This window comes from Alkalihalophilus pseudofirmus, assembly GCF_029094545.1.
Lineage (GTDB): Bacteria > Bacillota > Bacilli > Bacillales > Bacillaceae_D > Alkalihalophilus > Alkalihalophilus pseudofirmus.
The window spans coordinates 2,205,323-2,218,793 of record NZ_CP117835.1 but is presented as its reverse complement, the minus strand read 5'-3'; the positions used below and the strand labels follow the sequence as shown (position 1 = coordinate 2,218,793).

The window sequence follows — 13,471 nt, the reverse complement described above, 5'->3', positions numbered from 1 at the left end:
TATGCAAATAAATAAAGAAATAAAATATAGGGATTTACCTAAGGCTATACAACAACATTTACATGTGTTTGCTTCATTTCAAACTAAACAAATTATTGGGGGATTTACATTTATATTATTAAATTTTTCTTTATTTCCTCTCCTGGTACCTTTTACTTATCTATATGCTGCACTGACAGTCCCTTTAATTATAATCATAAACTTATGGTCTATTTACCTATTATTTAGGAGTCCTTACACCATACAAGTACACGTTTTTTTGTTTTTAGGTATGTTGAGTATTGTAGCTGCATGGGCTTATACTGTTGCTGTTCAAAAATATGCATATATAATCTTAAACGTTCAAGGTCCTTTATTTCTCTTTTTAACCGTTGGAATTCAAGTGGTACTTATAGTAGTTATGTATTTATATTATAAGGGGAAAATGTTAAATTTGGATGGTCAGAGAAACATCAAGCAACCTTCAAAATTAACTTACATATTATATGGCGCTGGCCCTGCCCTTGGTTATATCTTTTACCATCAAGTTGCAAAGCAATCTGAAATGGCTATGTTAATGGCATTGCTTGGGGTATTCTATATGTTTGCATTGGTCTTTTCTTATACAAGTGTCAAATTCATCCACAAGTATCTATTCATGCGAGCAAATAGTCATTTAGTAAAACTAGAAAAACCACTAAAAAAATCGAAACAGCATCATATTGAGGTGAAATAATGAACGCAAAAACATTTATACCAAACGGCTCAATTGTTCTTTTAAATGGAGGAAATAAAAAACTAATGATTTATGGGAGAAAGCAACTGTTACTTGCTGAAGAAAAAGAGGAAATGTATGATTATTTAGCTGTTCCTTATCCAGAAGGCTATATTAATCCGGATTATTCGTATGTTTTTAATGAGAAGGATATTGCCGAAATCATACATAAAGGATATTCGGATCAAGAAGAGAAAGAATTTCAAAAAGTTCTTAATGAAGTGTAGGTGTCGCATATGCTCTTTAATAAAAAGAAAGCACCTCAACAAGAACATGAGTGGTTTAGCGTTCTGATTGTTACTGAAACAGAATTAAAAGACTCTGTTAGAAATGATATTCAAGAAGAGATCAAATATAACGTTGATAATATGGCTTTTAGTGGTAATCTTGTTTTAAACGACCAACCTAAGGAATATACTCAGAGATTCAAAAAAGATATATTAGAAAAAGCTAAAATACGGCCTGTTTACGTCATTATAAGAGTGGATCAAGATAAAATAGATGCAGAAATAGATGCGCTAAATAAAAGACATAAGTGGAAGAAGCTATTTAATCTAATTCCTGGTTATAAATATCAAAGAATTTATGATGAGATGATGATAAATCCTGATAATGTCGTATTTTCAACAGAAAATGTTGATCAAGCAATTGCATTTTTAAATTCTAAAGAATGATATTAAGGCTGGGACATAACTAAAATGTTTGGTCCTAGCCTTTTTAGGTTCTTGTAACCTCTTCTTACTGTATGCTAAGGATCATTTCTAACTCAATCTTCATTTTGTTTTCCCCCTCATCCTTTATTTCAATCAAAGAGGGAGACGAAGAAGGCTTCTTCACAAACCCGTCAACCACACGCGCTTCATGTTGCTGCCAATAAGTAACTTTGGCTGGCTGCTGCAGGGCGATTTTTTCTTCTATTATGTACATCAATTCTTCCATTGCTTGCGGATCAAGTTCTGGTTTTTGCGGGAGATTGCGTTTTTCCCGTTCTGTGCGGATCATCTCCATATGTTCTGGTATCGCCAGCTGTGTCCATTTAATCATACCTCGATATTGCATAATACATCACTTCCTCCCTTTTATAAGAATATATGTTCGTATTTCGTGTTTAGTATACCCGGAAAGAGGCGAAATTAAAAGGGGGATAGAATACAATTCGCATTCAGATGGCAGCAATTACACTCTGAAAAGGCGCAATAAAAGCCAACTGACGCAATACACGTTTGAACCAGCGCAATAAAGCAAAACACCCGCGCAATCACCTTTGTAGCAGGCGCAATTAAGCAGAAGACTGACGCAATTCTACTTTTATAACCTTTGCTGACATTCACCTTAAAAAAGACCTTGCAAGTAGTCATTAACACTACTAGCAAGGTCTCGTTACATCTTAAATCCGTTCCCCTTTTTTCAATCGTTCAATAAATTCATTCAAGTCTTCTTTTTTTACGCGCCAATGTCTGCCGATCTTAAAAGCAGGAATCTTTCCTTCCTGAACCAATTTATACGTAGACACTTCACTTAATTGTAAATACTCAGCGACCTGAGTAACCGTCATAATCTCTTTCTCCATACGATAAGTCCCTCCGAATCAAAGCTAACCTTCCTTTTATCATACTATATAATTCGATTTTGTGCCTATACATTAGAGATATTTATACTCAGTTATAAATGGTTTAATTCAAAAGTAATTAAAAGGTGATTCATTCAAAAGAAGAGAATATGGACGAAATCGGATGTTTGAACGATAAAAAGTATATTTGTTCCCGCTTACATCGGATTTTAGGTTTTATGTAACTTTGTGGTATGATTCTTTCTGTTGAAAACGGACCTTGGCTTTCGTGAGAGTCGAAAGTCGCAAAAACAGTTTAACAATTTAATAGAAAGAGGTGCTAAATTGAATATCGAATCAATTAAGCAAGAATGGTTTAGTAATGTACGGGGAGATGTGCTCGCAGGACTCGTTGTCGCTCTAGCATTAATCCCAGAGGCAATTGCCTTTTCTATCATTGCCGGTGTTGACCCGATGGTAGGACTTTATGCATCTTTTTGTATTGCTGTAGTGATCGCTTTTGTAGGTGGACGACCTGGTATGATCTCAGCTGCAACAGGGGCTATGGCGCTTGTTATGGTTACACTTGTAGCAGAGCATGGGCTGCAATACTTACTTGCCGCCACAATCTTAACGGGGATCATTCAAATTATTTTTGGGGTTTTCAAGCTTGCTAGATTTATGCGTTTTGTGCCTAGATCGGTCATGGTTGGTTTCGTAAACGCTCTAGCAATTCTCATTTTTATGGCTCAGCTTGACCAATTTGTAGACGCGACATGGGTAATGTATGCCTTAGTTGCTGCAACACTTGCGATTATTTATTTACTGCCGCGTGTAACAAAGGCTGTGCCATCAGCTTTAGCAGCGATTGTAGCGATTACTGCTATTGTTATTTTTATGAACATCGATGTTCGTACAGTAGGAGATATGGGTGCGCTGCAGCAAGCACTGCCAATGTTTTTAATTCCGCAAATCCCATTTAATTTAGAAACACTCATGATTATCCTTCCTTATTCATTAGCATTAGCGATCGTTGGTCTCCTTGAATCATTACTGACGGCGAATATTGTTGATGATATGACAGATACGGAAAGTGATAAGAATAAAGAGAGCCGCGGACAAGGGATTGCAAACATTGTAGCTGGTTTCTTCGGCGGTATGGCTGGTTGCGCCATGATTGGTCAATCGGTGATCAACGTGAAATCAGGCGGACGCGGGCGTTTATCAGCACTTGTTGCAGGTGTAGTCCTTATGTTCTTGATCTTGGTATTAGGTGGTCTTGTTGTTCAAATTCCAATGGCTGCATTAGTCGGGGTTATGTTCATGGTATCAATCAGTACATTTGACTGGGGCTCAATCCGTCACATCAATAAACTGCCACGAACAGATGCGATTGTTATGGTTGTTACGGTTGCAACGGTTGTTGTTACTCATAACCTAGCCATCGGTGTATTTGCCGGTGTCCTGTTAAGTGCAATTTTCTTTGCTGCGAAAATTTCTAAAGTAGATGTCGAAGGAATTAGAGGACAGACGAGTGCTAAGAAGATCTACCGCATCAGAGGGCAAATTTTCTTCGCTTCGGTAACAGATTTAATTAATAAATTTGATTACAAAGAAGATATAAAGGAAGTTGTTCTTGACTTGTCAGAAGCTCATTTATGGGATGATTCAGCAATTGGTGCGTTTGACAAGATTGAATCAAAATTTGAACAAAATGATATTAAAGTGAGCTACGCTGGCCTTAACAGCGAAAGCGAACAGTTAAAAGAACGCATCGGAGGCTTATCTAAAGCATCTGGACATTAATCATCTAAAAAGAGAGGTTGATTGTAAGAGATTGCAATCAACCTTTTAATAAATAAAAAAGGGGAATGAACATGTATCGCAATATACTATTAGCTGCAGACGGTTCAGAGCACTCATTCAGAGCTGCGAAAGAGGCAAGAACATTAGTAGATCCTAAAAAGGGAAAAGTTGATATTGTCTATGTTGTAAGCGGTTCATCTTCTAGACAAGACGTTTTGCATCATGCGAGTAAAGAAGAAATGGACTATGCAAGGAAAGAGAAAGTTAGAGGGATCGCAGAGCTTTTTGAAGACGAAGGAATCTCGTGCACGATCCACGTTTTACGCGGAGAGCCGGGCCCGACAATCGTTGATTTTGCCAATAAAGGTGAATATGAGTGCTTGGTCATTGGCAGCCGCGGGTTAAATAACCTTCAGACCATGGTGCTCGGAAGCGTCAGCCACAAAGTGGCGAAGCGAGTGGAATGTCCGGTCATGATTGTGAAGTGAATAGGTGGTAGAGAGGCTGATACTGAGTGTAGTATCAGCTTTTTTGTTTTGAAGTGGATTGTGTGAGGCCTTTAAAAGCGAACAGGCGCAATAAAGCCTGACACCGACGCAATTCGCATCTGCACCCACGCAATTCCCCTTCCAATCGGCGCATAAAAGACCAACAGAAGCAATTAATGCTCAAACAGACGCAAAAAAGCCAAACACTTGCAAAATCAGCTGCAGCATCCACGCAATTTCTGCTTACACTGACGCAATCGAATCACATCTCATAATCCCTCAACCCAGCCGACCAATATTTTATGTTTGTAAGAACGTTTGTTCGTGTATAATAAGCTTAAAGAGAGAAAAAGGGGGAAGTAGGATGTTCAATTATGAAGCATTCCCTAAACAGTCTTATTTATGCTGTGATTTAAAGAGTTTTTATGCGAGTGTGTCGGCTGTGAAGCTTGGTCTGCACCCGTTTGTAACAAAGCTTGCTGTCGTTGGAGATACAAAACGTAACGGAAGCGTGGTGCTTGCGGCGACACCTAAATTAAAAGAAATGGGCATCAAAACTGGTTCAAGGCTGTTCGAGATTCCAAAAGATCCTGATATCGTCGTTGTGAACGCGGAAATGGAGGAGTTTTTAAAAATTTCGACCGAGATTACATTACATATGGAACAATATGTTCCGCCAGAGGACATCTTTGTGTATTCGATTGATGAGGCATTTATTAAACTTACCTCAAAGCGTCATCAAGGAAGGGAGAATCAGCGTGGGTTTGCACGTATGCTGCAGCAGTCGATTAAATCATGCTTCGGATTAACGCTTGCTGTCGGCTCATCTTCCTGCAATATGCTTTTATCTAAAGTAGCTTTAGACATCGAAGCTAAAAAGCAGGAGGATCATTTTGCCCACTGGGATTATGAGGACGTTGAAACGAAGCTGTGGAGAATTCAGCCATTATCAGATATGTGGGGGATTGGGCGCCGCTATGAGAAAACATTAATGAATATGGGAATCCGCTCGGTCGCACAGCTTGCGAATTCCTCTCTTAAACGTCTTGAATTTAAATTCGGCAAAGTGATGGGACAGCAGTTGTATCAGCATGCGTGGGGAATCGATGTCAGTGACATTCATAAGCCAGCAAAAATCAAATCGAAAAGCTATTCCGTCGGCCAAATTTTACTTAGAGATTATGTCGGGACCGAAGAAATTAAAACGGTCATTCTTGAAATGTGTGAGGAGGTTGTGCGCCGTGCAAGGAAGAAAAGAGCAGCAGGCCGAACGATCAGCCTTGGTCTAGGCTATAGTAAAAACGAAGGCGGGGGAGGGTTTTCCCGGCAGCTCACAGTTGATGAGCCGACAAACAGCACGCTCGATATTTACAATGCCTGTTTAAAACTTTTAAACAAACATTATCATGGGGAAACGGTTAGGCAGGTGTATGTGGCCCTTTCAAAAGTACAGCCGGATACCGAGCGCCAGTTATCTCTATTTGTAGATGAGGAAGAAGTGACTCGTAAGCGGGAGCTTGGTTATGTGATGGATTCAATTCGAGAAAAGTACGGGGCAACAGCGATTCTTCGTGCAAGCTCGTATACAAAAGGCGGGACAACGAGACATAGGAGCGGCTTGATCGCCGGACATAAAAAGTAAGTGAGAAACTCTCGGGATCTTCTGATATCCGGGAGTTGTTTAGCTTCAATTACTTTAACGATAAGAAACTTTCTCAAGTTGAATCTTTCTAAAAAAAGAAACAACCGTTACAATATCAACTAATGATGTTTTGAGAGAAGGGTTAGAATGTTGATGAGAAAAGTAAAGCTTCGTACCGTGATTCTGCTGCTTGTATGTATGGTCGTTTTATTATCTTTGTTTATCACAGACCTCTTAGTCTCAAGGTCGATTAATGAGAACAGCATGCGTTATGAAGAAGAGAAGGCTCTTACGACAGCTAGGATTGTTGCTGATTCTGATATTGTGATAAGCGGGTTAGAAAACCAAGAAACAGATGCCGTACAAGTATATGCGAATCGTGTACGAAGCTCTGCTGAGGTGCTGTTTGTGGTCGTGTTAGATATGAACGGTATCCGTTATTCCCATCCAAATGAGGAGATGGTCGGCCAACCGTTTGAAGGCGGTGATGAGAAAGAGGTCTTTTTAAATCAAGAGTATAGCTCAATCTCCGAAGGAACTCTAACTACTTCACTTCGGTCCTTTACACCCGTTTTAGATGATGAGGGGGAACAAATTGGGGCTGTAGTCGTTGGGATCTCGCTTGAATATATTGAGCAGATGATTAACCAGAACCACAGAAATATTCTGCTAGGATCGCTGTTTGGCTTGCTGGCTGGGGTTCTCGGGGCTTTTTTTATGGCAAGATACATAAAGAAAACATTATACGGCCTTGAACCTAAACAGATTGCAAGCATTTTAGGAGAGCGGAATGCGATGCTTGAATCGGTACATGAAGGGATTATTGCCGTAGATGAAGAGGGGAAAATAACGCTCGTTAATAAATCTGCTCGTAAGTTGTTAAAGCGAGCCGGACTAACAGAAGATCCGATCGGAGTTGATATTGCTTCGTTCCTGCCTATGACAGGACTAGAACGAGTGCTTAAGACAGGCAGGGCAGAGCTAGGAGATGAGCTTGTTATTAATGACATGTCCTTCATTGTGAATCGTGCGCCGCTTATCGTTGATGATAAAGTAATTGGAGCGATCTCGACATTACGTGATAAAACAGAAGTGAAAGAGCTCGCGCAGCAATTAACTGGAGTAAAGCTGTATGTCGAAGCTCTTCGCTCACAATCCCATGAGGTGAAAAATAACCTGCATGTGATCTTAGGGATGCTTCGGATTGGGGCGTATGATCAGTTAAAGGAGTTTATCCTGAAATTAGTCGATCACAAAAGTCATGAAATCAGCCAAGTGCAACACGTACGAGACCCTGTCTTATCAGGTTTTCTATTAGGTAAATTAAGCTATGCGAAAGAATGCGGTGTTACCCTGACCATAAAAAGTCAGACACCTATTCATAAATCGCCTGATCAAGAAATGGTGCATGAGATGATTACAATCCTCGGAAATGTGATCAATAATGCGATTGAAGCTGTTGCTGAGTCACCGTTTAAAAAAGTAGAAATGACTCTTGCAGTAAAAAGGGGAAAATTGCACATAGAAGTGAAGGATACAGGTCCGGGCATTAAGACTGAACAATTGAAAGAAATATTCACTAAAGGCTACTCTACAAAAGGAGAAGGGCGCGGATACGGTTTAGCCAACGTTAAAGACAGTATTGATCAGCTTTCTGGTCACTTGACGATCGATACGGTCGTAGGTGCAGGAACAACGATTATGATTGATATACCATATGATGCAGAGGAGAATGACAGTGATTAACGTACTTATTTTAGATGATGATCCAATGGTTGCATCGTTTAATAAACAATATGTAGAAGAAATAAAAGGCTTTCAACTGGCAGGTTTGGCAAAATCCTTCGATGAGGCGAAGCAGCTGTTAGAGGAAAACGATGTACAATTGCTCTTACTAGACATTTATATGCCGGGTAAAAATGGGCTTGAATTGCTGCAATATATTCGTAAAGAAACGGCTTACAATGTGGATGTAATTCTAGTTACAGCTGCAGACGATGTGGATAGTATTCAAACGGCGCTCAGGTACGGGGCAGTTGATTACATTATTAAGCCGTTTGAATTTGAACGCTTTAATAAAGCATTAACAACCTATCGTGAAAAGCACAGTCTGCTCACGGCCCAGCAGTCTTTAAAGCAAGAAGAATTAGATGCAAGCATTCTTCACCAACATGAGAAAAAGAATATGACGCTGCCAAAAGGCCTTACTCCGAATACGCTTCAGGTGATAGCAGCAGCGATTGTCGATAAAGAAAATCAACCCTTTACAACGGATGAAATAGCAGAAACTGTACAAATCTCACGTGTTTCTGTCAGAAAATACATTAAGTATTTAAAAGAGATTGGGGCCTTGGCAGAGAGAATGACGTATGGAGCGATCGGAAGACCATATTATGTATACGTGAATAGAAATTTAACGAAATCGTCTTTTCAAGATTTAGTATAAGCAGCCGTTATGGCTGCTTTTTTTAATTACAAAAGGTTACTTATCTTTCATAAACTATTCGATTTGATGTGATGAGTATAGACTTAGGTTCAAGATTATTGAAACCGATTACACCAAGGGGGAAAACATGATGACTGAAAGCAATCTTCGTGAGAGAGCCATTCAACTACATAGAGAACATAAAGGTAAAATTGAAATGGTGAGCAAAATAGATATCCATACTGAATCTGATCTCAGCCTTGTTTACACACCCGGAGTAGGAGATGTATGCAAGGAAATTGAGAAAAATCCTGAACAGCTGAACACCTTAACTTCAAGAGGGAATTCAGTAGCCGTTGTCACTGATGGAACCGCTGTCTTGGGTCTGGGTGATATCGGACCTGGAGCAGCGATGCCTGTGATGGAAGGCAAGTGTATGCTGTTTAAAAAGTTTGCAGATATTAATGCTTCCCCTATTTGTTTGGATACAAAAGACGTTGATGAAATTGTGGCAATTGTGAAAGCGCTGCAACCGACATTTGCCGGAATTAATTTAGAAGATATCTCAGCTCCGCGTTGTTTTGAAATTGAAAAGCGGTTGAAAGAGGAGCTCGACATTCCTGTTTTTCATGACGATCAACACGGAACAGCGATTGTCGTATTAGCAGGGTTATTGAACAGTTTGAAAGTGGTGGGCAAGCATATGAGCCAGGTTAAAGTCGTCATTAACGGCGCAGGGGCAGCGGGCATCTCGATTGCTAAATTGCTGCTTGAAGCAGGCTTTCGTGATCTGACTCTTGTCAGCTTAGAAGGAATCGTTCACAAAGATGAAGCGTGGCTTAATCCTAGTCAAAAAGAGATGGCAGTTCTCACTAATAAACAGAATCGTAAAGGTCGCTTGAAGGATGCGATCGTTGAGGCGGATGTCTTTATTGGCGTCTCTGGTCCCGCTGCTTTAAAAGCTGAAGAGGTCAAATTGATGGCAGCTGATCCGATCGTCTTTGCTATGGCAAATCCGATCCCAGAAATATATCCCGAAGAGGCGCTTTCTGCAGGAGCAAAAGTGATCGGCACCGGCCGTTCAGATTATCCGAATCAAATTAATAATCTCCTCGCATTCCCAGGAATTTTCAGAGGGGCGATTGATTCAGGAGCCACAGACATTACTATTGAGATGAAAATTGCTGCAGCCTATGCGATCGCGAACGTTATACCAGAAGGAGAACTCGCGCCTGATTACGTCATTCCGCATGCACTTAACGAGCAAGTCGCTGACGTTGTTGCGAAATCAGTAGCAGATGAAGCTTTAAAAACAAGGAAGCAAGCAGTGAAAACGAGCTAGAGCATAGATAGAGTAGAGAGGAGTGCAGGAGATGGGAGAATCAGCAAAGAAACTTCACACAGAAGAATTAACTGCAAACGAACTGAAAGTGTATGATAGGAAAAGAAAAGACCAACTCAAAATTATGGGACTGCCGCTAATTTGGTTTGCTGTTTTTTTAGCGATTACACTAGTGACACTATATACAGGAAACCTGCCAACAGGAATGATTGGAAGTCTTCTAGTAATGGTGGTTTTAGGAGAGGCGCTTGGCTGGATTGGTGACAGGCTGCCAATTATTAAGTCGTATTTAGGCGGGGGAGCGATTGTTGCAATTTTTGGATCGGCATATATGGTGTATGCTGGTCTCCTTCCTGAAAGTGTGATTACAGGCGTCGATGAATTTATGACAACAGGCGGATTTCTTGATTTCTATATTGCTGCGTTAATTACAGGAAGTATCCTAGGAATGAATTCAAAAGTGCTAGTCAAAATAGGCGTACGTTATTTTGTACCGATTTTTGGAGCGGTCATCGGTGCAATGGTGATTGCCGGGATTGTAGGTTTCTTAATTGGGTTTTCCGTTCAAGATGCTGTGTTAGTAATCGCCCTGCCAATCTTAGGCGGCGGCATGGGGGCTGGGGCAATCCCAATGGCGCAGGTGTATTCTGAGTTTTTAGGGAATCCTCCGAGCTATTATATTTCAATTCTCGTGCCGGCACTCGCACTCGGAAATGTCTTTGCAATCGTTTTTGCGAGTCTGTTAAACTCGCTTGGAAATAAAATGCCGTCTTTATCTGGAAATGGTCAGTTGATTCCAGGATTTAAAATTGAAGAAAAACAGTCAAGCTTTGATATTTCTAAAATGGGTATCGGACTTCTAACTGCTCTTTTATTCTTTGCATTAGGGCATCTGCTAGGAGCATTTATTCCGCTTCACCCATATGCGTTAATGATTATGTTAGTCGCGTTGGTGAAAATACTTGATCTTATTCCTGAAACAGTCGTTGAAGGAGCAAGCCAGTGGTATCAATTTGTCGCAAAAACATGGACGCTTGCTTTATTATTCGGAATTGGGGTAGCCTTCACGGATCTTGATTCAGTCTTAGCCGCACTAAGCCTGCAGTATATTCTACTTGTTGCGGGTGTGGTTTTCGGAGCAGTGTTAGGAGCAGCATTACTTGGTCGTTTAGTTGGATTCTATCCGATCGAGTCTGCAATCTCAGCTGGTTTATGTATGGCCAATATGGGCGGTACGGGAGACGTTGCCGTTTTATCTGCAGCTAAACGCATGCAGTTAATGCCTTTTGCACAAATTGCATCAAGACTTGGCGGCGCGCTCATCCTTCTTTTAGCCGGATTGATTATACCGCTGCTCGTTTAAGCTTATAGAATAAATGAGACACCCTCGATTCGAGCAAGAAGCGAGGGTGTTTTTAGGGCTTTAAAAAGCTAATTTCGAGCTGAACTCCACAACAACACTTGTGAGATCCCTGCTAGAATAGGAAGCTCAATCAGCGGGCCGATCACAAGTATCAGTGCAATGAAAGGCTCATCGGGGAAGGCTGTCATCGCAATTGCCAAAGCAATCGGAGAATTTCTAGCGAGTGTCGTCAAACTTAAACTCACGCAATCGCTGTATGAAAACTTAAGGAGCTTGCCCGCTTTTTGAGAGATAAATAAATTTACAATAAAGAAGAGGAGGATCGGTACGAAAATGATCCATAGCAATTCTAAGTTCTGAAGCAGCAATTGTCCCTGTGCAGCAAACATCGCCATAATCGCGAGACTCAACAAGAGAATAGGCAAGGGACTTAGCTTTACTAGTATCGCTTCTTGGAGTCCTTTATGCCTTTTTAAAAGGAAATTCGTCATAACAGCCAGTATAAGAGGTATCATCAACACAACCAGCACACTTTCTACTAAAAAACTAACCTCCACAACACCAGTTGACCCTGCGAACAGCAATAAATAGATAGGCAGCAGCATTACTTGAAGCAGTAGGTTTAAGGGGAGGATTGCGGTAGATAAGGCAACATTTCCTCTTGCAATGCCTGTGAAAATTAAATACCAATCTGTGCAAGGTGTCACCATCAACATGATGAAACCAATATAGAGTGCAGGATGATCACTTAAAAAAATCATTGCTAATAACCAAGCAAAAACAGGTGTCCAGACAAAATTCAGCAAGAGTGAGGTTGATGTGAATTTGATGTTTTTGAACGCTTTTTTCAATTGATCAAGCGGTATTTGTAAAAAGGTGATGTAGAGCATGGCTAATAAAAAAGGAACAATAAGACTCTCAGCATGAATACGTATCAGATCGACTTGACCTAGGCTTAAGCCAAGGATAACCGCCGCTAAAATAATGATGGAATATAATTTTTCAATAACACTCATTCAACATGACAACTCTTTTCAAGAGGTAGTAAAGTTCATTTTACCATATTCAGAGTTTATCAAGTCAGGGGAAAAATTCTTTCAGTCGATGATATTTTTTATCCAAACAGGGTATTGTATGGTAGTAGGAAAAATGTGGTCCAATTTTGTACATAGTAAATGACAGGAGGAATGTATGTGAGTAAAGTAGCGGTTATTACTGGCGGCGGCAGCGGGTTAGGTCAGTCTTGTGCAATTCGTTTAGCTGAAGAAGGGGTAAATATTGCAGTTGTCGATGTAAGTGATGAAGGTGGTAATCAAACAGTTGAAGCGGTTAAAGAACTCGGCCAGGATGCGATTTTTATTAAAGCAGATGTCTCAAAAGCAGAAGATGTGAAAAGATATGTAGATGAGACGATAGAGTATTTTGGCACGATTGATTATTTTTTCAATAATGCAGGAATCTCAGGAAGCGGAGCGTATTTTCTTGAGACTGATATTAAGGAAATTGAACAGATTGTCGGAATTAACTTGCTCGGTGCTTTATATGGCATTCGATATGTCGCAGAAGTAATGCTGAAAAATGGAGGCGGCTCGATTGTCAACACTGCTTCAAGTGCTGGCGTAATTGGGCAGGATACGGTTGTCACCTATTCAGCAACAAAGCATGGGATCGTCGGCTTAACGAAGAGTCTGGTCGCAGAGTATGCAAAAGACGGGCTCAGGGTAAATGCGATTGCTCCAGGACCTACTGAAACGCCTATGGTGAAGTCTTATTTTGAAGCGAATCCGAAAATGAAAGAAAGTGCAGAAAGCGGCATCCCGCAAAAACGGCTTGGAACACCAGAAGAAGTAGCGGAACTGGTCACATTTTTGCTGACGTCAAAAGCAGAATATATCAACGGTGAGGTCATTAGAATTGATGGAGGCTTTACGAATACTAAATTTTAATGCATAAAAGCAGTCCATGTCATCAGGGTATGGACTGCTTTTTTCATTAAAATTAGAATGATGTAAGCGCCACCGCTGTAAACTCTTCCAATAAATCCTAAAATTATTGAGGAAACATAAGGATTTGTTACGAATCTAGCGGAATAGTTAAGATCT

At 40.5% G+C, this 13,471-nt stretch carries 14 protein-coding genes; 11 read left to right on the top strand and 3 right to left on the bottom strand.

The genetic code is table 11. From position 1 onward, the window contains the following. Window position 1: 1 nt before the first annotated feature. From PQ478_RS11920 to PQ478_RS11910, 3 genes are read left to right on the top strand one after another with little or no spacing between them, the layout of a single operon-like run. A complete protein-coding gene (locus PQ478_RS11920; RefSeq protein ID WP_289234377.1) occupies window positions 2-715 on the top strand; it encodes a hypothetical protein in 714 nt (237 codons plus the stop codon). Beyond that, a complete protein-coding gene (locus PQ478_RS11915; RefSeq protein WP_289234376.1) occupies window positions 715-981 on the top strand; it encodes a DUF4176 domain-containing protein in 267 nt (88 codons plus the stop codon). The genes PQ478_RS11920 and PQ478_RS11915 overlap by 1 nt, the downstream gene beginning before the upstream one ends. A gap of 9 nt (window positions 982-990) precedes the next feature. Next, window positions 991-1,428: a hypothetical protein gene (locus PQ478_RS11910; protein WP_289234375.1), complete on the top strand. Its 438-nt coding sequence runs from the start codon at window positions 991-993 to the stop codon at window positions 1,426-1,428. A gap of 64 nt (window positions 1,429-1,492) precedes the next feature. Here the strand turns inward: PQ478_RS11910 and PQ478_RS11905 are convergent, their stop codons facing one another. Then, on the bottom strand, window positions 1,493-1,813 hold the full coding sequence (locus tag PQ478_RS11905) for a YolD-like family protein (RefSeq protein ID WP_289234374.1): 321 nt from the start codon (window positions 1,811-1,813) through the stop codon (window positions 1,493-1,495). Between the two features lie 328 nt (window positions 1,814-2,141). After that, window positions 2,142-2,324, bottom strand: coding sequence for a helix-turn-helix domain-containing protein (locus PQ478_RS11900; RefSeq protein WP_012959032.1), 183 nt, complete (start codon window positions 2,322-2,324; stop codon window positions 2,142-2,144). 324 nt (window positions 2,325-2,648) lie between these two features. On the opposite strand from PQ478_RS11900, the gene PQ478_RS11895 reads away from it, so the two are divergent. From PQ478_RS11895 to PQ478_RS11865, 7 genes are all read left to right on the top strand, one after another. Beyond that, window positions 2,649-4,109 (top strand): SulP family inorganic anion transporter, encoded by a 1,461-nt coding sequence (locus PQ478_RS11895; RefSeq protein WP_289234373.1) that lies wholly within the window; start codon window positions 2,649-2,651, stop codon window positions 4,107-4,109. Between the two features lie 71 nt (window positions 4,110-4,180). Next, on the top strand, window positions 4,181-4,597 hold the full coding sequence (locus tag PQ478_RS11890; protein ID WP_289234372.1) for a universal stress protein: 417 nt from the start codon (window positions 4,181-4,183) through the stop codon (window positions 4,595-4,597). Window positions 4,598-4,961: 364 nt separating this feature from the next. Then, a complete protein-coding gene (locus PQ478_RS11885) occupies window positions 4,962-6,239 on the top strand; it encodes a Y-family DNA polymerase (protein WP_289234371.1) in 1,278 nt (425 codons plus the stop codon). 147 nt (window positions 6,240-6,386) lie between these two features. Next, window positions 6,387-7,985, top strand: a complete 1,599-nt coding sequence (gene dcuS, locus PQ478_RS11880) for a DcuS/MalK family sensor histidine kinase (protein WP_289234370.1) — start codon at window positions 6,387-6,389, stop codon at window positions 7,983-7,985. Then, the gene (locus PQ478_RS11875) at window positions 7,978-8,685 is read left to right on the top strand and encodes a response regulator (RefSeq protein ID WP_289234369.1); all 708 of its coding nucleotides are present in this window, start codon (window positions 7,978-7,980) and stop codon (window positions 8,683-8,685) included. Before dcuS ends, PQ478_RS11875 begins: the two co-directional genes overlap by 8 nt. 130 nt (window positions 8,686-8,815) lie before the next feature. After that, window positions 8,816-10,006: an NAD(P)-dependent malic enzyme gene (locus PQ478_RS11870; protein ID WP_289236974.1), complete on the top strand. Its 1,191-nt coding sequence runs from the start codon at window positions 8,816-8,818 to the stop codon at window positions 10,004-10,006. 31 nt (window positions 10,007-10,037) lie between these two features. Beyond that, entirely contained in the window at window positions 10,038-11,369 is a 1,332-nt protein-coding gene (locus PQ478_RS11865; RefSeq protein ID WP_289234368.1) for a 2-hydroxycarboxylate transporter family protein, read from the top strand. A gap of 68 nt (window positions 11,370-11,437) precedes the next feature. Here the strand turns inward: PQ478_RS11865 and PQ478_RS11860 are convergent, their stop codons facing one another. After that, a complete protein-coding gene (locus PQ478_RS11860; RefSeq protein ID WP_289234367.1) occupies window positions 11,438-12,385 on the bottom strand; it encodes an arsenic resistance protein in 948 nt (315 codons plus the stop codon). A gap of 177 nt (window positions 12,386-12,562) precedes the next feature. Here PQ478_RS11860 and PQ478_RS11855 point away from each other — a divergent pair, with 177 nt between their 5' ends. Continuing rightward, window positions 12,563-13,315 (top strand): SDR family NAD(P)-dependent oxidoreductase, encoded by a 753-nt coding sequence (locus PQ478_RS11855; RefSeq protein ID WP_012959022.1) that lies wholly within the window; start codon window positions 12,563-12,565, stop codon window positions 13,313-13,315. Window positions 13,316-13,471 lie beyond the last annotated feature (156 nt).